Below are 20,965 nucleotides of genomic sequence, written 5' to 3'. Positions count from 1 at the left end.
TTCGGCGTTTCCGGACCGGTCCTGATGGCAACTGCAACTATTTTGCCCAGTCGTAACTCCTTTGCGGGACTGTGCTGAACGGCCGACGGTGTTTACGTGGTATCCGGCATCCGGGATCACGTCTTGGAGGTGTGCGTCATGAGCGACGCCGCGTCGCGGCTGAGCAGTCTTGCCGAGCAGCTGCTGGGGGCTCCGCTCCCGGTACGGCTGCGGGCCTGGGACGGATCAGAGGCCGGGCCTCCAGGCGCCCCCACGCTCGTCGTGCGCAACCGGCGCGCTCTGCGCCGCATCCTGTTCAAACCGGGTGAGCTGGGTCTGGCCCGCGCGTGGGTCTCCGGGGACCTGGGCATCGAGGGCGACCTGTACACGGCGCTGGACGCGATGGCCGGGCTGATCTGGGAGCGCGGGGAGGACGGCCGGACGCTCCTCGGGGCGCTGCGCGACCCGGCCGTCCGGTCCGCCGGCCGCGAGTTGCTGAAGCTCGCCGGCCCGCCGATCCCGCCCACGCCGCCGCGCGAGGAGGTCCGCAGGCGCCGCCATCTGCACACCCGGCACAGCGACAGACAGGCCATCAGCCACCACTACGACGTCGGAAACGACTTCTACGAACTCGTCCTCGGCCCCTCCATGGTGTACTCCTGCGCCTACTGGGAGTCCTTCGACAAGGACGCCACCACCCTGGAGTCCGCCCAGCGCGACAAGCTCGAACTGGTCTGCCGCAAGCTGGGCCTGAAGGAGGGTCAGCGGCTGCTGGACGTCGGCTGCGGCTGGGGGTCCATGGCCCTGCACGCGGCCCGTGAGCACGGCGTGAGCGTCGTCGGCGTCACCCTCTCCCAGGAACAGGCCGGCTACGCCCGCAAGCGCGTCGCGGACGAGGGCCTGACCGACCGGGTGGAGATCAGGGTCCAGGACTACCGGGACGTCGCCGACGGCCCCTTCGACGCGATCTCCTCCATCGGCATGGCGGAACATGTCGGCGCCGAACGCTACCTGGAGTACGCGCGGCAGCTGTACGGCCTGCTGAAGCCCGGCGGACGGCTGCTCAACCACCAGATCGCCCGCCGGCCGCAGAGCGACGAATCGGCGTACAGCGTCGACGAGTTCATCGACGCCTACGTCTTCCCGGACGGCGAACTCGCCCCCATCGGCACCACCGTCACCCAACTGGAGCGCGCCGGGTTCGAGGTGCGCGACGTGGAGGCGCTGCGCGAGCACTACGCGCACACCCTGCGCGAGTGGGTGGCCAACCTGGAGGCCGACTGGGACCGCGCGGTCCGGCTCACCAGCCCCGGCAGGGCGCGCGTGTGGCGCCTGTACATGGCCGCCTCCGCACTCGCCTTCGAGCGCAACCGGATCGGCATCAACCAGGTCCTCGCGATCCGCACCCCCGCCTCGGGCGCCCCCGGACTGCCCCCGCGCACCCGCACCTGGCAGGCCTGACCCCACCGGCACGACGAAGGGCCCCGCTCCGGTGACGGAACGGGGCCCTTCCGCGTGCCGTACGGCGTGTTGTCGTACGGCCGTCCGCTACTCGGACTTGATGGCCGCCAGCATGTTCAGCCGGGCCGCGCGGCGGGCCGGCCACAGGGCGGCCAGGACGCCGACCAGGCCCGCGAGCAGCAGGAAGAGCGCCAGCCGGCCCCAGGGCAGGACCAGTTCGTACGTGGGCATCTTGGTGCCGATCAGCTCACCGGCCGCCCAGCCGAAGAACACGCCGAGACCGATGCCGAGCACCCCGCCGAAGAGCGAGATCACCAGGGACTCCAGGCGGACCATCCGCTTGACCGCCCGGCGGTCCAGGCCGATCGCGCGGAGCATGCCGATCTCCTGGGAGCGTTCGAACACCGACATGGCCAGGGTGTTGACCACGCCGAGGACCGCGACGATCACCGCCATGCCGAGCAGGCCGTAGACCATGTTCAGCAGCATGGTGAAGATCTGCGCGATGCTGTTGGAGAGGTCCTTCTTGTCCTGGATCTTGATCGCGGGATTGGCGCCCAGGGCCTCCGCCAGCCGGTTCTTGGCCGCGTCCGACGCGCCGTCCGCCGTCTTGACCATGACCTGCATGTCGGTGGGGTGGCTCAGGTGCGGGGTGAGCACCTTGTTGTCGAGCATGATGCCGCGGATCAGGGCGTTGCCGTCGTAGATCCCGGCGACCGTCAGGGTCTGCGCCTTGCCGTCCTCGAAGTGCGCGGTGACGCGCGAGCCGGGCGTCCAGCCGTACTTCTCGGCCCGGTCCTTGTCCACGACGATGTTCGTGCCGCCGACCGTGAAGCTGCCCTGGTCCATGGTCAGGTCCGTCAGCTCGGCGATGGACGCGCCGTCGACGCCGGTCACGAACTCGGTCCTGCCGTCGACGCGGGACTCGGCGTTGCGCAGCGGGCTGTCGGCGCGCACGCCGTCGGTGGCGGCGAGCTTCCGCGCCACGTCCGGGGAGAGCGGGGAACCGTTGGCCATGGAGACGACGTAGTCGGCGCGGATCGCGGAGGCGGCCATCTTGTCGATGGACGACTGGAGGCTGCCCGCCATCACCGTCATGCCGGTGATCAGGGTCAGGCCGATCATCAGCGCGGAGGCGGTGGCCGCCGTGCGGCGCGGGTTGCGCACCGAGTTGCGGCGGGCCAGCCGGCCCGAGACGCCGAACGCGCGCAGCAGCGGGGCGGCGGCCGCGACCAGCGGGCGGGACAGCAGCGGGGTCAGCACGAACACACCGATGATCAGCAGGACGGCGCCGAGGCCCATCGGGCCCTCGCCGGAGTCGGCGTCCATCGAGGTGGCGGCGACGATCACCGCGGCGCCGGCCGCCGTGAACAGCGCGCCGATCGTGTTGCGCAGCACCAGCGACCTGGTGGTCGCCTGGGCGTACACGCTGTTCATCGCCGCGACCGGGGGAATCCTGGCGGCGCGGCGGCCGGGCAGCCAGGCGGCGAGCATGGTGATGAGGACGCCGACCGCGAGGGCGGCCGCCACGGTCCCCGGGCTGATCACGAGCGGCCCGTCGGGCAGGCTCGCGCCGAAGGAGCCCACCAGGGCGCGCAGGCCCGCGCCGATGCCGATGCCGGCGGCCAGACCGGTCACCCCGGCGACCGCGCCGACCACGAACGCCTCGATCAGCACCGAGCGGGTGACCTGGCGGCGGGAGGCGCCCACCGCCCGCAGCAGGGCCAGCTCCCTGGTGCGCTGGGCGACCAGCATGGTGAAGGTGTTGGCGATGATGAACGTGCCGACGAACAGGGCGATCCCGGCGAACACCAGCAGGCCGCGCTTCATGCTGCTCATCGAGTCGGCGATCCTCTTCGCCTGGTCGGCGGCGAGCTTCTGGCCGGTGGTGGTCTCCACCTGGTGCGCGGGCAGGGCCCGGTCGAGGGCGTCCTTGAGCGCGGCCTGGCCGGTGCCGGGCTTCGCCCGGACGTCGATCTCGTCGTAGGTGTCCTTCTTGCCGAACAGCTTCTGCGCGGTCGGCGTGTCGAACAGGGCGAGGCTGCCGCCCGCGGTCACGTTGCCGTCGTCGGTGGTGAAGATGCCCGCGACGGTCGGGGTGAGCACAGGGCCGTCGACCGAGAGCCGCACGGTGTCGCCCGCCTTGTATCCGGCCCGCCGGGCGGTCCCGGAGTCGAGCAGCACCTCGTGCTCGCCGTGCGGCGCGTGCCCGCTGACCAGCGGGTAACGGCTGTCCGCGGTGCCCCAGTAATTGCCGCCGCGGGACTGCCAGTCGCCGCCGACGAGCTTGCCGTGCCGGTCGGCGACCGCGGTGAAGCCGCCGACCACCCCGGTGGCGGAGGCGGCGCCGGGGACCTTGGCGGCCCGCTCCAGCATGGCCCGGGTCAGGTCCGGCGTCCTGCCGACCCGGTCGCCCTCGGAGCTCTGGTGCCGGGGTACGACGGCGACGTCGACCTGGTCGAAGCCCTTGGCGGCGCTGTTCTGGTAGGCGTCGGAAACGGTGTTGGTGAAGACGAGCGTCCCGGAGACGAAGGCCACGCCGAGCATCACGGCGAGCACCGTCATCAGCAGCCGGGCCTTGTGCGCGAGGACGTTGCGCAGGGCGGTGCGGAACATCAGCTGGTACGGCCCTTCGCGTCGGACGCGGGCGCCTGGGAGGTGCCTCCGGGAAGGTTGCGCATGGTGTCGAGGACCGAGTCGGCGCTCGGGCCGTACAGCTCGTCCACGATCCGGCCGTCGGCCAGGAAGACCACCCGGTCCGCGTAGGCGGCGGCGACCGGGTCGTGGGTCACCATGACCACCGTCTGGCCCAGTTCGCGCACGGAGTTGCGCAGGAAGCCGAGGACCTCGGCGCCGGAGCGCGAGTCGAGGTTTCCGGTCGGCTCGTCACCGAAGATGATCTCCGGCTTGGAGGCGAGGGCGCGGGCGACGGCGACGCGCTGCTGCTGGCCGCCGGAGAGCTGGGACGGCCGGTGGCTCAGCCGCCCGGCCAGGCCCACCATCTGGATGACCCGGTCCAGCCAGGCCTTGTCGGGCTTGCGCCCGGCTATGTCCATGGGGAGCGTGATGTTCTCCAGCGCGGTCAGGGTCGGCAGCAGGTTGAAGGCCTGGAAGATGAAGCCGATCTTGTCCCGGCGCAACTTGGTGAGCTGTTTGTCCTTCAGCGAGCCCAGTTCGGTGTCGCCGATGCGCACCGAGCCGGAGGAGAAGGTGTCGAGGCCCGCCACGCAGTGCATCAGCGTGGACTTGCCGGAGCCGGACGGACCCATGATCGCCGTGAACTCGGCCTGGCGGAAGTCGACGGAGACCCGGTCCAGGGCGACCACCCGGGTCTCACCCTGCCCGTAGGTCTTCGACAGCTCCGTGGCGCGTGCGGCCACGGCGGTGGCCGTGCCTGCGGTGGGTGTGATGGTCACGGGACGGTGCTCCTCGGGGCGTTGTGTTCGGGGGTCCCCTCCATCGTCTAGGCGCCCCGGGCACGGGAAGTCAGCCGCTGTTCCGGTTCCGGGGGGCGACTCGGGTCGGACCAGGAGGGCGACGTCTCCTACCTGAGGCGGACCCCGGCCCCGAGAACAGGGGGAGCGCCCTCCTTCGGGCGGTGAAATTCCGTCATTTCACATACACGTGCACGTGCGTCACGTCACGCTACTGGCAAGTGCGGATGGCCACTCCCGTGGTCTGATGCACCCTCAGACGTCAATAAAATAAGACAACATCGGTCCGCCGTTCCGCTGTTCGGGGGATGCGTCCCGATAGGCTCGGACACTCGAAGCGGAGCCCATGGCCTGCCCGGATGGTGGAATGCAGACACGGCGAGCTTAAACCTCGCTGCCCCTTCGCGGGCGTGCCGGTTCAAGTCCGGCTCCGGGCACCACTCACTCCCCGCGCTCGGTCAGGTAGCAAGTTCGTCATGGAAGGCGATCACCCATGGCCGGGACGCCCTGCTCCGCGTAGCGTGTGGGTCAATACGGCAGGGGAAAGATCCTCCTCAGGTAGCACGATCGATCTTTTGCCAATCCATTACGCTTGAACCAAGGCTGCGCAAGGCAGCCATGGAGGAGTGAGATGAGGAGCAGCAACCCGGTCTTCTCGCGACGGGGGTTCAGCCGCGACCACGGCTACGCCGGCTTCAACACCGCACCGCAGGCCGGGTACCCGCAGGGCAACCCGTACGCGCAGAACCCGTACGCACAGGGTGGCCACGCCCAGAACCCGTACGCGCAGGGTGGTTACGGACCGGCCGGCGTCCCGTACGGCGCCCCGCCGCAGGCCCCGGTCGCCACCGGCCGGATGACCATGGACGACGTCGTCGTGCGCTCGGCCATGACGCTGGGCACCGTCGCGCTGGGCGCCGTCCTCGCCTGGGCCCTGCTGCCGGTCTCGCCCACGAGCTACGGACTGGCCGTCGGCTCCGCGGTGATCGCGTTCGTCCTGGCGATGGTCCAGAACTTCAAGCGCACCCCGGTGCCCGCGCTGATCCTCGGCTACGCCGCCTTCGAGGGCGTCTTCCTCGGCGTCATCAGCGAGATGTACAACAGCCGCTGGCAGGGCGCCCCCTTCCAGGCGGTGCTCGGCACCATGGCCGTCACCGGCGCCACCCTCCTCGTCTACAAGGCGGGCTGGATCCGCGTCACCGCGCGCTACGCCCGCATCGGCCTCGCCATCGCGATGGCCTTCGTGGTCGTCATGGCGGTCAACCTGCTGCTGGTCGTGTTCGGCGTCGCCGAGGACGGCGGCCTGCGCAGCTTCGGCCCGCTCGGCGCGCTCGTCGGCATCGTCGCGATCCTGCTCGGCGCGTTCTTCCTGACCCTCGACTTCAAGCAGATCGAGGACGGCATCGCGTACGGCGCCCCGCGCAACGAGTCCTGGCTCGCCGCGTTCGGCCTCACCGTCACCCTGGTGTGGATCTACCTGGAGATGCTGCGGCTGGTGGCGATCTTCACCAACAACGACTAGCGCGCGTACGGCGCGTAGCGCGGCCGAAGGGCCCCGGGCATCGAGCCCGGGGCCCTTCGCCGTCCCCGGGGGCGGGCGGTCAGAGCAGCTTCCGGGCCGCCCTGCGCAGGTCGTACTCGTGCACGATGGCCTTCGCGTGGCCGTACGCCAGGTCGTACTCGTGCCGGAGCCAGCTGACCTTCTCCTCGAAGCGGAACAGAGCGGGGCCTTCCTCGACGGTGCGCAGCCAGTCGGCGACCTCACGACCGGTGCAGTGCGGGATGCGGGCGAGCATGTTGCGATGGGTCTCCTCGGAGAAGACTTGGGACATCGGCACCTCCGGGCGCAAAGGGGATGTAAGCCGGTCCTTCACGTCACCGTGCCCGAGGGTTCGCCTCTTGGCAACAGTGCGGCGCGTTACGCTCGGCGCGTGGTTGATACGACGCCCCTGACCCAAGCAGTGGATCACTTCGCCGACCGGTTGCGCGCCGCACCGCAGAGCAGGTTGCAGCGCAGCGCCGCCGCGGAGGCGCTGGCGCTGGCCCGGGAGTTGTCCCGGCGGGCGCAGGCGGTGGAGGAGCCGGGCGCCGAGCCGCGGGAGATGCCGGACGCGGGGATGTTCGCGGTGGCGGATCAGATCCTGGTGGCGGCACACGACTTGGCGCTGGTGCTCCACAGCGACGACGAGGTCGGTGAGGCGGTGCGGCTGGTGGAGGAGGCGCGCGGGAGGGCGGGGGTCTGAGCCGCCGCCTCGCTACAGGGACGCGATGACGCGGTCCGCCAGGATGTAGACCATGTCCTCGCCGCACGCGAAGGTCAGGGTGTAGGCGCCGGAGACGCCCGAACCGCCCAGCAGATAGGGGGCGTCGCCCGCCTCCACGGCCCGCGCGAGGCGCTCGGCCGTCTCGCGGTGACCCGGCGTCATGCACAGCGTGGTGCCGTCGGCGAAGACGTAGACGTCGAGGGTGCCGAGCGGACCGGGGCGGACGTCGGACAGCGCCACCCGCTCGTCGGCCAGGTGCTCCAGCGTGGAGGCCGTGCGCTCGTGGTCGCCCGCGGCCGACTGCGCCGGGACGAAGTCCGGGTGGGAGGGATGCCGGCGGCGGGCCGCGGCCAGCTCCGGGGAGTCTCCGGCGAACTCGTCGGCGTCGGCGGTCGGCTCCGTCACCGGCTCCAGGCCCGCGAAGTCGGACTGCCGCGGCATGAACGGCTCGTGGTCGGACAGGCCGAGCACCGAGGGCGCGTCGGAGGCGTCCCGGGCCTCCTGCGCGGCCCAGAAGGCACGCGCCTCGGCGAGTTCCCGCTCCCGCTCCTCGGCGAGCGCCTCGGCCACGGCCGCGCGTATCCGCTCGGTGTCGGCGTGCGTACGGGCGTGGGGCAGCAGCGCGTGCATCGCGGCGGACTGGTTCTCCGCGAGCTGGGCCTGCAGCTCGGTGAGCTGGCGGCGCAGCTTCAGCACGGTGCGCAGGACGGCCACGCCCACGGCGCCCGTGGCGGCCGTGGTGAGCAGCAGGGCGATCGGCATGGCGCTCACTGACGTACTCCCAGGTTCAAAGTCGACCCCCGACTTCCTACATCAGCTTGAAGGGCGGACTACCCAGCTGTCAGTGCGTAACGTCACGAAACGGACAGATCTTTGGCTTCATGGTCCCGCCGGACAGCGTGTCGTCCGTTGCTGACCTGCGCCGATGACCAGGAGGGGGGAGATAGGTCACATCCTGGGGGAGATTGGATCACAGAAAGGCCCAGAACCCGCTGGTTTCCGGGGTTCTGGGCCGATCCATGACGTCCGGTGCCCGATTCGCTACGGACGGTGGGTCAGGTGGTGCGGGCGGGCGCGGTCAGCTGAGGCGCTCGATGACCATCGCCATGCCCTGGCCGCCGCCGACGCACATCGTCTCCAGGCCGAACTGCTTGTCGTGCCACTGGAGGGAGTTGATCAGCGTGCCGGTGATCCGGGCGCCGGTCATGCCGAAGGGGTGGCCGACGGCGATGGCGCCGCCGTTGACGTTCACCTTGTCGAGGTCGAAGCCGAGCTCGCGGTAGGAGGGGATCACCTGCGCGGCGAAGGCCTCGTTGATCTCGACCAGGTCGATGTCGTTCGTGGTCAGACCGGCCCGGCGCAGCGCCTGCCGGCTCGCCTCGACCGGGCCGAGGCCCATGATCTCGGGGGAGAGGGCGGAGACGCCGGTGGACACGATGCGGGCGAGCGGGGTCAGGCCCAGCTCGCGGGCCTTGGTGTCGCTCATGATGACGAGGGCGGCGGCGCCGTCGTTGAGCGGGCAGCAGTTGCCGGCGGTGACCAGGCCGTCGGGGCGGAAGCTCGGCTTCAGGCCGGCGACGCCCTCCATGGTGACGCCGGCGCGCGGGCCGTCGTCCTTGCTGACGACGGTGCCGTCGGGGAGCGTGACCGGGGTGATCTCGCGCTCCCAGAAACCGGCCTTGATGGCCTGCTCGGCGAGGTTCTGCGAGCGGACGGCGAACTCGTCCATCTCCTGGCGGGTGATGCCCTTCCAGCGGGCCAGGTTCTCGGCGGTCTGGCCCATCGCGATGTACGCGTCCGGGATCAGGCCGTCCTCGCGCGGGTCGTGCCAGGTGGCGCCCTCCTGCTGCGCGACCGCCGCGGTGCGGGCCTCGGCCTCGGCGAACAGCGGGTTGCGGGTGTCCGGCAAGCTGTCGGAGCTGCCCTTGCTGAAGCGGGAGACGGTCTCGACGCCGGCCGAGATGAAGACGTCGCCCTCGCCGGCCTTGATGGCGTGCAGGGCCATGCGGGAGGTCTGGAGGGAGGAGGAGCAGTAGCGGGTGATGGTGCAGCCCGGCAGGTGGTCCATGCCCATCTGGACGGCGATGATCCGGCCGAGGTTGTTGCCCTGCTCGCCGCCGGGCAGACCGCAGCCGAGCATCAGGTCGTCGATGTCCTCGGGGTTCAGCTCGGGGATCTTGGCCAGCGCGGTCTGGATGATCGTGGCGGCGAGGTCGTCGGCGCGCAGATCCTTGAGCGAACCCTTGAAGGCACGGCCGATGGGGGAACGGGCGGTCGAGACGATCACGGCTTCGGGCATCGAGGCTCCAGATGAACGGGTGTTTTGTGCAGGGCCGGTCTGGAAGTTACCCGCCCGTAGTTGATCAGGTCATCGGTGTGGGGGTGTGACTCTGGCCGCAGTTTCTAAGCGCTTGCTTGGGTCGAGGGGGTGTCCGGAGACCGCCGTCAGGGGGTAGGCGCCGCCGGTTCGGGTTCCGGGACGCGGCGGCGGTGGCGGCGTTTGAGCAACGCCCAGGGGCCGCGCGGGCCCGTCCGCATCGCGGCCGTGACCTCCGTGCCGGCCTCCGACGCGGCCTCGGCCGCCGCGCGGGCCACCGGGAGGAAGCCTTCGCGGCGGGTGACGTCCGGCCGCTCCTCCTTTGCCGGCCACAGGCCCAGCGCCGCGCACACCGTGGGCAGGACGGCCATCGCCGCCGTCGCGTACCCCTCGGCCGAGGGGTGGTAGTTGTCCGGCCCGAACAGCTCCCGGGGGTTCGCCGCGAACTCCGGGCCCAGCAGATCGCCGAGCGAGACCGTCCGGCCCCCCTGCTCCACCACCCCGATCGTCTGCGCCGCCGCCAGCTGCCGCGACGCCCGCCGCGCCAGCCAGCGCAGCGGCTGCTGCACCGGCTCGATCGTGCCGAGGTCGGGACAGGTGCCGACCACCACCTCCGCGCCGGCCGTGCGCAGCCGCCGTACCGCCGCCGACAGATGCCGTACCGAACGCGTCGGCGGCATCCGGTGCGTCACGTCGTTCGCGCCGATCATGATCACGCAGATGTCCGGCGCGGGCGGTCCGGCCGACAGCACCAGCGCGACCTGACGGTCCAGGTCGTCGGACTGCGCCCCGGTCAACGCCACGTTCCGCAGCTCCACCGGGCGCTCCGCCACGGCCGCGAGTCCCGAGGCCAGCAGCGCTCCGGGGGTCTGCCCCGCCCGGTGCACGCCCTGCCCGGCGGCCGTGGAGTCGCCGAGCATCACCAGACGCAGGGGCGACTCGCCGGGAACGTCGTAGCCGCGGCCGTACACCCCGTCCGCCCCCGGCACCCGCCCGCCGCCGCCGTTGCCCACATGGCGCCGCGCCAGCCGTACCTCGGCGAGCAGCACCCCGACCGCGGCCACCCCGATCAGTCCGGCCCCGCCCCCGCCGTACGCCGCTCCGGCCGCGATGCGCCGGGCCACCCTCGCCCTCGACATGTTCGTCATGCGTCGCCGCCACCTCCTCGTAGCCGTACACCCACTCCTTGCCCCGTACAGGGCGTGCGTCAATCTCGACGGGGAGTGAACGACCGCCCGAGGAGGGCCGCTGGCCGTAGGCTGACGACACCACTAAGACCAAATTTTTTGCAGCGACCGGAGACAACGGTGCGATTCCACGACTCGATGATCAGCCTCGTCGGCGACACCCCGCTGGTGAAGCTCAACAACGTGACCAAGGGCATCCAGGCCACCGTCCTGGCCAAGGTGGAGTACTTCAACCCGGGCGGTTCCGTGAAGGACCGCATCGCCCTGCGCATGATCGAGGCCGCCGAGGAGAGCGGGGAGCTGAAGCCGGGTGGCACCATCGTGGAGCCGACCAGCGGGAACACCGGGGTCGGCCTGGCCATCGTGGCCCAGCAGAAGGGCTACAAGTGCATCTTCGTGTGCCCTGACAAGGTGAGCACCGACAAGATCAACGTGCTGCGTGCCTACGGTGCCGAGGTCGTCGTCTGCCCGACCGCCGTGGACCCCGAGCACCCGGACTCGTACTACAACGTCTCCGACCGCCTGGTGCGCGAGACCCCGGGCGCCTGGAAGCCCGACCAGTACTCCAACCCCAACAACCCGCTGTCGCACTACCACTCGACGGGCCCGGAGCTGTGGGACCAGACCGAGGGCCGGATCACTCACTTCGTGGCGGGCGTCGGCACCGGCGGCACCATCTCCGGCACCGGCCGCTACCTGAAGGACGCCAGCCAGGGCAAGGTCAAGGTCATCGGCGCCGACCCCGAGGGCTCCGTCTACTCGGGCGGCTCCGGGCGGCCCTACCTGATCGAGGGCGTCGGTGAGGACTTCTGGCCGACCGCCTACGACCGCACCGTCGCCGACGAGATCGTGGCCGTGTCCGACAAGGACGCCTTCCAGATGACCCGCCGCCTGGCCAAGGAGGAGGGGCTGCTGGTGGGCGGCTCCTGCGGCATGGCCGTGGTCGCCGCGCTGCGCGTCGCCGAGCGGCTCGGCCCTGACGACGTCGTCGTGGTGCTGCTCCCGGACAGCGGTCGCGGCTACCTTTCGAAGATCTTCAACGACGAGTGGATGGCCGACTACGGCTTCCTGGAGGACGAGGGTCCGAGCGCCCGGGTCGCCGACGTCCTGAAGGACAAGGCGGGCGCCACCATCCCCTCCCTCGTGCACATGCACCCGGAGGAGACCGTCGGCCAGGCCATCGAGGTGCTGCGCGAGTACGGCGTCTCGCAGATGCCCGTCGTCAAGCCGGGCGCCGGTCACCCGGACGTGATGGCCGCCGAGGTCGTCGGCTCGGTCGTGGAGCGCGAGCTGCTCGACGCCCTGTTCTCCAAGCGCGCCTCGCTGGAGGACCCGCTGGAGAAGCACATGTGCGCGCCGCTGCCCCAGGTCGGCTCCGGCGAGCCGGTCGGCGACCTGATGCAGGTGCTGGGCACGGCGGACGCGGCGATCGTCCTCGTCGAGGGCAAGCCGACCGGCGTGATCAGCCGCCAGGACCTGCTGGCCTTCCTCGCCAAGGGCGGCGCCAAGTAACAAGGGCGGCGCCACGTAACGCACCACGTGACAAGGAGCGAAGCCCGAGGTCAGCGGCCGGTCCCCGGACCGGGCCGCCGGCCGCGACACGGGGTTCGCGCAAGTGGTACGAGGGCGTCACGTGCACGCAGCACTCGCTTAACACGCGTCCGGCAGATTAGGGGTTGTCGGCGTCACGGACCTCCGGAGCGGCTCCCGGACCTCCACGGACGCCAGGACGCGCGGCCCGGCCCTGACCCGGCCCGCGTCCCCCGCGGGGACCGCCGTCGTCCCGCCCCCCGGCAACGGGGGTTGCGGCGGTCCCCGCGCAGACCTTCTCGGCGGTCAGGCCGGAGAGCGGCCACGTCGCACCTCCCCTCCCGGCGACAGGGGGCCGCGAGGCCGCTCGACCCCGGACCGTCAGTCGTCCCCGCCGGACCGGCCCCGCCCCGACAGCAGCTCCGGGCGCTGGCGTATCGCCTGGGCCGCGTTGACACCGACTATCCCGATCCAGGCGACCACCATTCCGGCGAGTCCCGTCAGGGCACCGGCGATCGCGGACAGCGGGATGGCCAGGACCAGGGTGAGCAGGGCGAAGCCGTAGCGCTCGCCCCACGAGTCGACCGGGTTCGGCCGCCGCGCGGTGCCGCGCGCGGCCGCCATCTGCTGCTCGGCAAGCTGCCGCCGCACCCGGCGGTCCACCGCGCCGTCGAGCCGCTGCTCGACCTTCTCCAGGAAGGATTCGACCAGGGCCGCGTCGTAGTCGTCCCCCAGTTCCCGGCGGGCTCGGACGGTCGCGTCGAGGTCCTTCCGCAGCTCGGCGTCGCCCTTGAGTCCGACGTCCTGCGGGTCACGTGCGCTCATGCCCTCACCCTAGAAAACGCGGGGCCGCGGCCGCACTGGGGAAAGCCCCCCTCTTGGCCTGGTGCGGGCCACCGTGCCGGCCCCCGCGCCCCGGGAGTCCCTCAGGGCAGCAACGACATCAGACCGAGCCCGGCGTCGAGCCGGGCGGCCACCACCTGTGCGGCCCCGAAGGCGGGATCGGCGCGGATCGCGTCCCGCACCCACGTGGCCTGGGCCCGCAGGGTGTGCTCCGCCCAGTCGCCGGGCCGGCCCCGGGTGCGCCGGGCGGCCGGGGCGATCTCCTCCACCAGCAGCTCCAGATGGCCCGGTACCGGCGCCCCGGTGCGCAGCCGCTCCAGCGTGGCGGCCACGGCGGCGCACCGCTCGTGTCCGAGGACCAGCACGAGCGGGGCGCCGAGTTCCTGGACGCCGTACTGGACGGAGCCGAGCACCGCCTCGTCCAGCACCTGCCCGGCGGTACGGACGCACAGCAGCTCCCCGATCGGCTGGTCGAGGACCAGCTCCGGCGGGACGGGGTCGTCCACGCAGCCGATGACCACCGCGCACGGGCGCCGCCCGGCGGGAGGGCCGTACGGCTGCCGGGAACGGCCGCGGGTGTAGCGGACGTTGCCGGCGAGGAGCCGGTCGAGGACGGCGGCGGCGGTGGGCCGTGGTTCGCCCGGGAGAGAGGAGGGGCTGGGGGGACGGGGAGCGGGCGCGGTCGGCGTGCCTAAGGCCCGGTGGGGGGTGGCCATGACGCTTCCTCGGTGTCGTGCCAGTAGTGTTCACCGTAAGCACGCGCATCGTCACTAAGGGTGGCGATTTAACGACACTTGGTCGTTTCCTCGGCGGATCATCGCCCCCGCGATACCGGTCTTTGAACGGCGTCCACGCCGGCCGCGGGAGGCGGCGTGTCTGGCCTTTGCCGTGATTAGTACTGGGTGTTGAGATCCGTGCCCTTGGGAGCCCGCCAGCAGCCGGAGACGACGGTGATCACAATCATCGGTTCCTTCTCGTGGCCGGCTGTCGGGCTCGACACCCAGAGTTGGGCGTCCACGGAGTAGGGCTCGGCCGTGGAGTCCGCCGTGAGTTCGAGGGCCTTGGCGCGGCTCTTGTTCGGGCCGTACCGGACGATCTTCCACCCCTTCCCGGGAAGGCCGTCCCGCAGCCGCTGGAAGCCGGCCTTCAGCTCCTCCTCGTGCACGCCGTAGACCGACCACGGGTGCTCGGTCTTGTAGAGGTGCTCGGGGTCCTGGTCGCAGGGGACGATGCTCGGGCCCGTCTCGGGGACCTTGCCGGAGGGAATGTCGATCAGGTCGTAGATCTGGCTGGATACGGCCTTTGCCTTCTCCCGGGCTTTGTCCACGTCCAGGACGGTGGGCTTCGAGCCGGTCATCTTGTGCGTCGCCGCGGCGTCTGCTTGCTGATCCATGGTGTTCGAGCAACCTGTTCCGGTGAGGGAGAGTGCGGTAACAGCGACTGCGATGCCAAGCCGATTGCCCCAGGAGCGGTGGCAAAGAAAGCGGGGAATCAATTGTCCTCCTGGACGTAGTCATAGCGGCCGACGACCACCGCTGCCTGGTTCGTGAGGCTGTCCGATCCCTCATTCCAGTAACCGCTGTGACCGCTGGTATCCACGTGCATCCTGTGGGCACCGAAAGCCTCGTCGGACGGGACCGTCTGGATCGGCCCGGCGTCGTACGGAAGCCCGTTCCAGGTCTGGACGCCCCACTTGTAGCCGCCAAGATGGGCGATCTTGCCGCCCAGCGGGACCGCGTCGTTGCCTGCGGCCTCCGACCACACGTGGTTCTTGCCGACGTCCAGATCGCTCGCGTCGCCGACCAGCATGCCGGGGCTGCCCGCCACGACGATGTCGTCCGCCCCGAAGTGCCCGGGGGCCTTGGACGCGGCGCCCACGGTGGTGGATCCATAGCTGTGGCCGATGACGGTGGTGTGGCTGGCGTCCGGGCCGCCCTGGGCCGTCTGCAGACCGTCCAGGAAATTGTTGAGCCTGGGCGCGCCCTCGTAGGCCCAGTGTTTCTCCATGGCCTCAGGAGCGATGCTCTGTGGGGCGTCGTATCCGATCCAAGTGATCGTCGAGGTGGACTGGCCGGGTGAGATGTTGCTGGCTGCCTTCCACATCCGCGTCATGCGTCCGATGTCCCCTCCGGCCCCCTCAAGCTTCGACTTCGTCCCCGGCACATACACGGCCGTGTTGTCCGCCGTGTCCGGGTCGCCGTTGGCCAGGATGACGTGTCCGTTGCCCTTGAGGTCGAAGCCCAGCAGGTAGGCCGGGGGCAGACCGTCGACGCCGGTCTGGTCGAAGCGGGCCTCGACGGCGGCCATGCCCTTGAGCTGGTTCTTGAGCCGTGTGCCGCCCTTGGCGTTCCATATGTTCCACGCCGGGTTGCTGCAGGTCCTCCCGCCCGCGTCGTGGATCGCCTTGGGCGGCTCCGGCCCCAGCGCCGCGAGGTCGTGCTCTACCTGGGCGTGGGCCTCGTCCAGCACGATCCGGTTGGCGGAGTCACGGACCACGCTGGAGAGTCCGTCGAGCGCGCCGATCTCGGCCGGGTAGAGCGTCGTGTATTCCTCGCGCTGCTCCTGCGTGAGGCTGTCCCACCACTTCTTGTTATCGGCTGGGGACTTGCCGTGCGGGATGCTGCCTTTGTCGACGTAGGTGCCGACTGCCTTCTGGACGTCGCCCATGTCGCGGGCCTCGTCCAGGAGCATGTCGTCGGTGACGGCCAAGCCGTCCGGCGCCTTCAGTTCGCGCAGGATCCTGGCATACCGACTGTCGATCTCGACAGCGCTGTTCACCGCCTGTGAGATGCGCTCGGCGATGTCCTCGGCCTTGCCCTTGTTGGGGTCACCGCTCGCTTCGCCCGCCCCAGGCAGGTACGGGACCGGGGCGCCCGGCTTGGCGACTCCGCTGCCGGAGGAGGCGCCCGGAGCCATGGGAAGCTCGGTGCTTCTCGGGTACTCGACCGAGCCGTCCTCGTTGACCGTGAACTGGAGACCGGCCGCGTCGTCGAGCGCTTGCTTCAGCTTCTTCTGGGCACCGGATAATTCGACGGCGAGAGCGCTCAGGGTCGTACGGACGAGACCACATTCGCTGTAGATGTACTGGTAGTTCCGGCCCAACCGGGTCAGATCCCGCTCGGCCGAAGTCTGTGCCTCACCCTTCTGCGTGGCGCGGAGCGGGCCGGCCATCTCCTGATCGGTCCGGATGCGTGCGGCGTCGGCCCGGTTGCTGACCATGCTCCAGCCGTCCGCCGCGTTCTCATACTCGGTCAGCTTCGCGTCGCGTAGCTGTTGCCATGTGGGCATGCTCGCCTCACCGCACCCAATCGGGCTTGTCGCCGCCCACGTGCACGCCGTTGACCTTGGCGGCCACGGCGGGATCGATCTCGCCGAAGTCCCGGCCGGTCATGGCGAGCGAGCCGTGTAACCGGTCACACTCGTTGCGCACCGAGGTCAGCCGCTTCTCCCACGTGGGCAGGATCTCGTTCAGTGCGGCGGTACTCGTGAAGCCGTCGGTCCCGCCCGTGACACCCTCGTGGGCCGTCCTGAGCTCCGTCAGCCCCGCGTTCGTGGCCGTCCGCAGCTCCTGGGCCACGCCAGAAGCCTTGGTCCACGGGCCCTTCGACGCTTTCAGATCAATAGCCGATACGCCGGAGGTGCCGCTCGGTCCTCCACCTCCCGGATCGACCAGATGGTCGATCCGCATCCGCTGGGCCGCCCCTGCCTTGAGCTGCTCCCACTCGTCCCACGCCATCAGGTAGGGTCCTCCCCCTCTTTGCGGCGGCGATGCGGTGTGCGCCGTGAGGTGCCGGTTGTCTCGGGGCGTCAGCCTATGGATCCGGGTCCGGGAGCACCTGAGTACGAGTACTGAGTGGCTGAGTATTCGTCCTCATCCAGGCGAGCTTGGCCTGTTCCTGTGGACGGTGCGGTGGGCCGTCCTCTCGCTGTATAACTGTATACAGTGAAGCATTGTCTGAATATCGGCCCGTGTCCGGCGCGGCCTCGGCGCTGTACTCTCCCGGGGCGTCGAGGACATCCGAGGGGGAGTACGTGATGAGCGTGACCGACAGCCCGGCCAACCGGTTGCAGGCGCTCTTCGAGGGCCACCGGCTCACGCCGACCCAGCGCCGCATCGCGCACAGCATGGTGCGGCGCGCCGCCGACGTGCCCTTCCTGTCCAGCGTGGAGCTGGCCGAACTGGCCGGGGTCAGCCAGCCGTCGGTGACCCGGTTCGCGGTCGCCCTCGGCTTCGACGGGTATCCCGCGCTGCGCCGGCACCTGCGCGAGGTCGTGCCCGCCGAGCCGGTGCCCGAGAACGGCGTGCACAACGAGTACCAGCTCGCCGTCGAGGCCGAGATCGCCAATCTGCGGCACCTCGCGGAGCTGCTCGCCGACCCGCGCCCGGTGCGGGAGGCCGGCCGGATCCTCGCCGCCTCTCGCCCGCTGCCGGTGCTCGGCCTGCGCGCCGCCGCTTCCCAGGCGTACGGCTTCGCGTACTTCGCCGCCAAGGTCCACCCGGACGTCCGGCTGCTCGACGAGGGCGGCACGATGATCCAGGACCGCATCGACGCGGCCGTCCGCGCGGGCGCGAGCGCCCTGCTCTGCTTCGCGCTGCCCCGGCATCCGCGCGAGGTGGTCGACACCCTCGCCCATGCCAAGGACGCCGGTCTGACCGTCGTCACCGTCGCCGACTCGGCGTTCGCGCCGGTCGCCAAGTACTCCGACCTGCTGCTGCCCGCCGCCGTCGGCACCGGCCTCGCCTTCGACACCGCGTGCGCGCCGATGCTGCTGGGCCGGGTGCTGCTGGAGGCGGTCTGCGACGATCTGCCGGATGCGCAGGCGCGCCTGGAGGAGTTCGACGCGAAGGCCGCCGCGCGGGGGCTCTTCGTGGAGTGAACCGCGCCCTCTCAGGTTTGTCTCACATTCTCCCGCTAACGTCCCGGCCGGACACAGACCCGGTGGGACTCGTGACACGGGAGGCCGACGTGGCGCGCGCAGGACGCGGAGAACGCACAGGACGCGGAGAACGGGGAGAGCGGGAAGAGCGGGGAGGACGCGACGGACGGGGAGGGCGGGGGCTCGCCCGGGTGGCCGTCGTCGTCCGGGCGGGAGCCGCACCGCTGTGGTGGTTCGGGGTGGTCGCCGCGGGAGTCGGCGCGGTGCCCGAGGGATTCACCGGGCGCCGGATCGGAGTGCTCGCCGGGGCCGCGCTCTTCCTCGTCGGCGCCGCGGTGGTCGCGCTGACGCGGCGGCGCCGGTACGACGCGCTCGCCCGGGGCGCCACCCGCGCGGGCAAGTACGACGTGCTCCAGGACCGCGCGGTGACGGTGCGCGCCTGGCGCCGCGGGCACCGCTGGTGGCTGGTGCTGGCCTGGGCCGTCGCGGTCGGCTCCGCCTTCGCCGTGCCGGTGGCCGGCGGGCTGCTGCTGGCCGGGTGCGGCACCGGGCTGCGGCTGAAGGCCGCGTGGCTCGGGCGGCGCGAACGGGCCCTGGAGACCCTGCTCTGGGTGCGCGTCGACTGGCTCGGCCGGCGCGGTGGCCGCCCGGCGGGCAAGGCGGTCAGGGGCCTGCGCGGCACGGGCATCGCGGCCGGCGACGCGGCCCCGGGCGGGGCCCGCCGCCGTACCGCGGCCCTCGTCTGACGCAGGGCCCGGAGCCCGGAGCCCGGAGCCCGGAGCCCGGGGACGCGGCGACCCGGGGGCTATACCTCCAGGTCCTCCTCTATCCGCTTCAGCTGGTGGCGGGCCATCGCCAGGTTGGCGCGGGCGGAGTCCAGGACCAGGTAGAGGAACAGGCCGTTGCCGCCGCGCCCCTTGAGCAGGCGGATCAGGTGGTACTGGTCGGTGAGCGTGATGAGGATGTCCTCGATCTCGCCCTTGAGGCCGAGCATCTCCATCGTGCGCATCTTGGCGCGGATCACGTCGGTGTTGCCGGCGGCGGCCACGTTCAGGTCGAAGGTGTTGCCGCCGCCCAGCGTGCCCAGCGCCATCCCGCTGGTGTAGTCGACGAGCGCGACGCCGGTGGCGCCCTCGATCGAGGTCAGCGCCTCTTTGAGGGCGGTCTCGGTGTTGGCCATGTCGGGTCCTCTCAACTGTCGGTTGTGGTGCGTGCGGTGGTCGTGCGCGCCGTCCGCGTGGTCCGGGCGCGGGTGGGTGCGGGGGCCTGGCGCGCGGGGGCGTTCCGGGCGGCCGCGGCCTCGGCGGCGTCCAGGAGTTCGCCGATCCGGGCGCCGGAGCGGCGGCCCTCCAGATGCAGCCGGCCGACGTTGACCCGGTCCTGCGCGAGCAGGGTCAGTACGGCGCTGCGCCCGGCCGCGTAGGCGGCGACGTAGCCGTGCTCGCCGCGTACCAGCAGTTCGCGCAGGCCGCCGTTGCCGGTGGCGTCGGCGACCCGGACGGAGACGCCGAGCGCGGCCGCGGTGAGCGCCGCGAGCCCCTCGGGGTCGACGCCGGGCGTGTCGTGGGCGACGACGAGTCCGTCGACGCCGGCCGCGAGCGCGCCGGTGAGCCGCGGCACGCGGGTGCGCAGCCGGTGCAGCTCCTCCAGGACGGTCCGAAGGTCGTCCTCGGACACCATCAGCTCTCTCCTCTCGGCGGGGCGTGGCCGTTCAAAGCGCCTCCAGCGCATCCCTGAGCCTCTTCAGCAGCGCGATGTCGGGGTCGGTGACCGGGGGCAGGGGCGGGGGGAGGTTCCGGGCCTGTTCCGGTGCGTTCGCGGGCGGCGCCGTGGGCGTCGCCGGCGCGGCGGTCCTCAGGTGCCCGGCGGCCGCCAGTCTGCGGACGTCGACCAGTGTGTGGAACGCCTGCCGGCCCAGGTCCCGGGCGATGTCGGCGGCCGTGCGGGTGCCGTCCACGCGGTCCAGGACGGCGCGTTGGCGGGGGGCGACGGGGGTGGGTCGGGAGGGTCTCGCCGATCCGGTCCCGTCGTGGGGGAGGCGGTGGGCGGAGGGGTCCGCGCGGATCAGCGGCGCGGTGTCCGCGGCCGGGTCGGGCCACAGGCGGTGCAGTTGCAGCCGGCGGCGCAGGGTCTCGCGTTCGAGCGCGACGACCGGGACCGAGGGCAGGGGGCCGGTGCGGGGCGCGCCGTCGTAGTGGAACCGGCCGGGGGTGCTGCTCGGTGCCAGGGCGAAGTACCCGGCGTCGTACAGCGCGTCCAGATGGCACAGCTCCAGCGCGCCCGCGGGTAACAGCCCGGACTCCAGCAGGAGTTCGGCCGCGTGCAGCGGGCCCTCGGCCGCGGCGGCGGCCCGCTGCCAGGCGGCGGTCGCCAGGGTGCCGTGGGCCGTGAGGAGCACGTCGAGACCCGGGGCGAGGGGGCTCTCGGCGTGCACCACGCGGCCCTCGGCGAGGTACAGGGTGCCGTGCTCGCGGACCAGGACGCCGGTGGCCCGTTCCTCGGCCAGCCGGTTCAGCATCGGGGACAGCGCGCGGGCGGCGGCCTTGTCCCGTACCGGCAGCGGCGGTGGTGTACCGACCATGGTCATCCCAACACCAGGCGGGCGGCCATCTCGCCGAGCCGGATCCGGGCGAGCGCGAGATTGCCCTCCTCGCGCCCCAGCCACAGATGCAGGAACACGCTGCTGTCGAAGGAGGTGTCCACGAACCGCAGCAGGTGGTAGCTGTCCGCATTGCTGACGATCACGTCCTCCACCGGCGGCCGGTCCGCCGCCCGGGCGGTGAAGGTGCCGTGCTCCGCGGCCAGCCGGGCCAGCTCGGCGGCCTCGGCGGCGGCCGTCTCGTGATCGCCGCCGGGCGCCTCCCCGACCGCGCCGAGCGCGAGGCCGCTCGTCCAGTCCACCAGCGCGGCACCCCGGGCACCGGGCAATCGCATCGCTTCCAGCAGGCACTCGTCGATTCCGGGCACCGCGTGGCTCCCCTCCCGCCTGGGACTTCCGGCTGAGTGACCCCGACACTACGCAACGTGTGAGGGAGGGGTGAAGCCGTTTGGCATTTTCCGGTGGAACATGCG

General features: G+C 71.5%; 21 protein-coding genes and 1 tRNA gene. 7 read left to right on the top strand and 15 right to left on the bottom strand.

Annotated features, from left to right (window positions below; all coding sequences use genetic code 11):
* The first annotated feature begins 138 nt into the window (after positions 1–138).
* Entirely contained in the window at positions 139–1,440 is a 1,302-nt protein-coding gene (locus AB0927_RS10525; RefSeq protein ID WP_366667163.1) for a class I SAM-dependent methyltransferase, read from the top strand.
* A gap of 87 nt (positions 1,441–1,527) precedes the next feature.
* Here AB0927_RS10525 and AB0927_RS10520 read toward each other — a convergent pair whose 3' ends face one another.
* Together AB0927_RS10520 and AB0927_RS10515 are read right to left on the bottom strand one after the other, a co-directional pair.
* A complete protein-coding gene (locus tag AB0927_RS10520) occupies positions 1,528–4,056 on the bottom strand; it encodes an FtsX-like permease family protein (RefSeq protein ID WP_366667162.1) in 2,529 nt (842 codons plus the stop codon).
* Entirely contained in the window at positions 4,056–4,856 is an 801-nt protein-coding gene (locus AB0927_RS10515) for an ABC transporter ATP-binding protein (protein WP_366667161.1), read from the bottom strand. Before AB0927_RS10515 ends, AB0927_RS10520 begins: the two co-directional genes overlap by 1 nt.
* A 371-nt stretch (positions 4,857–5,227) precedes the next feature.
* Between AB0927_RS10515 and AB0927_RS10510 the strand changes: the two genes are divergently transcribed.
* Together AB0927_RS10510 and AB0927_RS10505 are read left to right on the top strand one after the other, a co-directional pair.
* Positions 5,228–5,314, top strand: a tRNA-Leu gene (locus tag AB0927_RS10510).
* Between the two features lie 191 nt (positions 5,315–5,505).
* Entirely contained in the window at positions 5,506–6,396 is an 891-nt protein-coding gene (locus tag AB0927_RS10505) for a Bax inhibitor-1/YccA family protein (protein WP_366667160.1), read from the top strand.
* Between the two features lie 79 nt (positions 6,397–6,475).
* On the opposite strand, the gene AB0927_RS10500 is transcribed toward AB0927_RS10505, so the two are convergent.
* Positions 6,476–6,706, bottom strand: coding sequence for a DUF4287 domain-containing protein (locus AB0927_RS10500; protein WP_366667159.1), 231 nt, complete (start codon positions 6,704–6,706; stop codon positions 6,476–6,478).
* 99 nt (positions 6,707–6,805) lie between these two features.
* Between AB0927_RS10500 and AB0927_RS10495 the strand changes: the two genes are divergently transcribed.
* Positions 6,806–7,117, top strand: coding sequence for a hypothetical protein (locus tag AB0927_RS10495; protein ID WP_366667158.1), 312 nt, complete (start codon positions 6,806–6,808; stop codon positions 7,115–7,117).
* 12 nt (positions 7,118–7,129) lie between these two features.
* Here AB0927_RS10495 and AB0927_RS10490 read toward each other — a convergent pair whose 3' ends face one another.
* The 3 genes from AB0927_RS10490 to AB0927_RS10480 all read right to left on the bottom strand — a co-directional run bounded on the left by AB0927_RS10490 (position 7,130) and on the right by AB0927_RS10480 (position 10,603).
* Positions 7,130–7,909 carry a hypothetical protein gene (locus tag AB0927_RS10490; RefSeq protein ID WP_366667157.1) on the bottom strand — a complete coding sequence of 260 codons (780 nt, stop codon included), beginning with the start codon at positions 7,907–7,909 and terminating at the stop codon, positions 7,130–7,132.
* Positions 7,910–8,216: 307 nt separating this feature from the next.
* Positions 8,217–9,437, bottom strand: coding sequence for an acetyl-CoA C-acetyltransferase (locus tag AB0927_RS10485; RefSeq protein WP_366667156.1), 1,221 nt, complete (start codon positions 9,435–9,437; stop codon positions 8,217–8,219).
* 146 nt (positions 9,438–9,583) lie between these two features.
* The gene (locus AB0927_RS10480) at positions 9,584–10,603 is read right to left on the bottom strand and encodes an SGNH/GDSL hydrolase family protein (RefSeq protein ID WP_366667155.1); all 1,020 of its coding nucleotides are present in this window, start codon (positions 10,601–10,603) and stop codon (positions 9,584–9,586) included.
* Positions 10,604–10,762: 159 nt separating this feature from the next.
* Here AB0927_RS10480 and AB0927_RS10475 point away from each other — a divergent pair, with 159 nt between their 5' ends.
* Positions 10,763–12,154 carry a cystathionine beta-synthase gene (locus AB0927_RS10475; RefSeq protein ID WP_366667154.1) on the top strand — a complete coding sequence of 464 codons (1,392 nt, stop codon included), beginning with the start codon at positions 10,763–10,765 and terminating at the stop codon, positions 12,152–12,154.
* 399 nt (positions 12,155–12,553) lie between these two features.
* Here AB0927_RS10475 and AB0927_RS10470 read toward each other — a convergent pair whose 3' ends face one another.
* The 5 genes from AB0927_RS10470 to AB0927_RS10450 all read right to left on the bottom strand — a co-directional run bounded on the left by AB0927_RS10470 (position 12,554) and on the right by AB0927_RS10450 (position 16,751).
* Entirely contained in the window at positions 12,554–12,997 is a 444-nt protein-coding gene (locus tag AB0927_RS10470) for a hypothetical protein (RefSeq protein WP_366667153.1), read from the bottom strand.
* Positions 12,998–13,098: 101 nt separating this feature from the next.
* Positions 13,099–13,731, bottom strand: coding sequence for a carbonic anhydrase (locus AB0927_RS10465; RefSeq protein WP_366667152.1), 633 nt, complete (start codon positions 13,729–13,731; stop codon positions 13,099–13,101).
* Positions 13,732–13,907: 176 nt separating this feature from the next.
* Positions 13,908–14,408, bottom strand: a complete 501-nt coding sequence (locus tag AB0927_RS10460) for a hypothetical protein (RefSeq protein ID WP_366667151.1) — start codon at positions 14,406–14,408, stop codon at positions 13,908–13,910.
* A gap of 98 nt (positions 14,409–14,506) precedes the next feature.
* Positions 14,507–16,303, bottom strand: coding sequence for an alpha/beta hydrolase (locus AB0927_RS10455; RefSeq protein WP_366667150.1), 1,797 nt, complete (start codon positions 16,301–16,303; stop codon positions 14,507–14,509).
* Positions 16,304–16,310: 7 nt separating this feature from the next.
* The gene (locus AB0927_RS10450) at positions 16,311–16,751 is read right to left on the bottom strand and encodes a hypothetical protein (protein WP_366667149.1); all 441 of its coding nucleotides are present in this window, start codon (positions 16,749–16,751) and stop codon (positions 16,311–16,313) included.
* A 299-nt stretch (positions 16,752–17,050) separates the two neighbouring features.
* Here AB0927_RS10450 and AB0927_RS10445 point away from each other — a divergent pair, with 299 nt between their 5' ends.
* Positions 17,051–17,893 (top strand): MurR/RpiR family transcriptional regulator, encoded by an 843-nt coding sequence (locus tag AB0927_RS10445; RefSeq protein ID WP_366667148.1) that lies wholly within the window; start codon positions 17,051–17,053, stop codon positions 17,891–17,893.
* A 191-nt stretch (positions 17,894–18,084) separates the two neighbouring features.
* The gene (locus tag AB0927_RS10440) at positions 18,085–18,639 is read left to right on the top strand and encodes a hypothetical protein (protein ID WP_366667147.1); all 555 of its coding nucleotides are present in this window, start codon (positions 18,085–18,087) and stop codon (positions 18,637–18,639) included.
* A 59-nt stretch (positions 18,640–18,698) separates the two neighbouring features.
* Here AB0927_RS10440 and AB0927_RS10435 read toward each other — a convergent pair whose 3' ends face one another.
* From AB0927_RS10435 to AB0927_RS10420, 4 genes are read right to left on the bottom strand one after another with little or no spacing between them, the layout of a single operon-like run.
* Positions 18,699–19,073, bottom strand: a complete 375-nt coding sequence (locus AB0927_RS10435; RefSeq protein WP_366667146.1) for a hypothetical protein — start codon at positions 19,071–19,073, stop codon at positions 18,699–18,701.
* 11 nt (positions 19,074–19,084) lie between these two features.
* Entirely contained in the window at positions 19,085–19,573 is a 489-nt protein-coding gene (locus tag AB0927_RS10430) for a roadblock/LC7 domain-containing protein (RefSeq protein WP_366667145.1), read from the bottom strand.
* Between the two features lie 31 nt (positions 19,574–19,604).
* Entirely contained in the window at positions 19,605–20,480 is an 876-nt protein-coding gene (locus tag AB0927_RS10425) for a transcriptional regulator (protein WP_366667144.1), read from the bottom strand.
* Positions 20,477–20,860 carry a hypothetical protein gene (locus AB0927_RS10420; protein ID WP_366667143.1) on the bottom strand — a complete coding sequence of 128 codons (384 nt, stop codon included), beginning with the start codon at positions 20,858–20,860 and terminating at the stop codon, positions 20,477–20,479. The genes AB0927_RS10425 and AB0927_RS10420 overlap by 4 nt, the downstream gene beginning before the upstream one ends.
* Between the last annotated feature and the right edge of the window lie 105 nt (positions 20,861–20,965).

The organism is Streptomyces sp. NPDC048106, assembly GCF_040706415.1.
Classification (GTDB): domain Bacteria; phylum Actinomycetota; class Actinomycetes; order Streptomycetales; family Streptomycetaceae; genus Streptomyces.
Note: the sequence above shows the minus strand (reverse complement) of the source record. Positions and strands in the feature narration are given on the sequence as shown.

Excerpts from the sequence above, each read along its gene's own strand:
- AB0927_RS10435 (WP_366667146.1), bottom strand. The coding sequence starts at position 19,073 with ATGGCCAACACCGAGACCGCCCTCAAAGAGGCGCTGACCTCGATCGAG.
- AB0927_RS10455 (WP_366667150.1), bottom strand. The coding sequence starts at position 16,303 with ATGCCCACATGGCAACAGCTACGCGACGCGAAGCTGACCGAGTATGAG.
- AB0927_RS10470 (WP_366667153.1), bottom strand. The coding sequence starts at position 12,997 with ATGAGCGCACGTGACCCGCAGGACGTCGGACTCAAGGGCGACGCCGAG.
- AB0927_RS10480 (WP_366667155.1), bottom strand. The coding sequence starts at position 10,603 with ATGACGAACATGTCGAGGGCGAGGGTGGCCCGGCGCATCGCGGCCGGA.
- AB0927_RS10485 (WP_366667156.1), bottom strand. The coding sequence starts at position 9,437 with ATGCCCGAAGCCGTGATCGTCTCGACCGCCCGTTCCCCCATCGGCCGT.
- AB0927_RS10445 (WP_366667148.1), top strand. The coding sequence starts at position 17,051 with ATGAGCGTGACCGACAGCCCGGCCAACCGGTTGCAGGCGCTCTTCGAG.
- AB0927_RS10465 (WP_366667152.1), bottom strand. The coding sequence starts at position 13,731 with ATGGCCACCCCCCACCGGGCCTTAGGCACGCCGACCGCGCCCGCTCCC.
- AB0927_RS10505 (WP_366667160.1), top strand. The coding sequence starts at position 5,506 with ATGAGGAGCAGCAACCCGGTCTTCTCGCGACGGGGGTTCAGCCGCGAC.
- AB0927_RS10450 (WP_366667149.1), bottom strand. The coding sequence starts at position 16,751 with ATGGCGTGGGACGAGTGGGAGCAGCTCAAGGCAGGGGCGGCCCAGCGG.
- AB0927_RS10430 (WP_366667145.1), bottom strand. The coding sequence starts at position 19,573 with ATGGTGTCCGAGGACGACCTTCGGACCGTCCTGGAGGAGCTGCACCGG.
- AB0927_RS10525 (WP_366667163.1), top strand. The coding sequence starts at position 139 with ATGAGCGACGCCGCGTCGCGGCTGAGCAGTCTTGCCGAGCAGCTGCTG.
- AB0927_RS10425 (WP_366667144.1), bottom strand. The coding sequence starts at position 20,480 with ATGACCATGGTCGGTACACCACCGCCGCTGCCGGTACGGGACAAGGCC.
- AB0927_RS10520 (WP_366667162.1), bottom strand. The coding sequence starts at position 4,056 with ATGTTCCGCACCGCCCTGCGCAACGTCCTCGCGCACAAGGCCCGGCTG.
- AB0927_RS10460 (WP_366667151.1), bottom strand. The coding sequence starts at position 14,408 with ATGGATCAGCAAGCAGACGCCGCGGCGACGCACAAGATGACCGGCTCG.
- AB0927_RS10500 (WP_366667159.1), bottom strand. The coding sequence starts at position 6,706 with ATGTCCCAAGTCTTCTCCGAGGAGACCCATCGCAACATGCTCGCCCGC.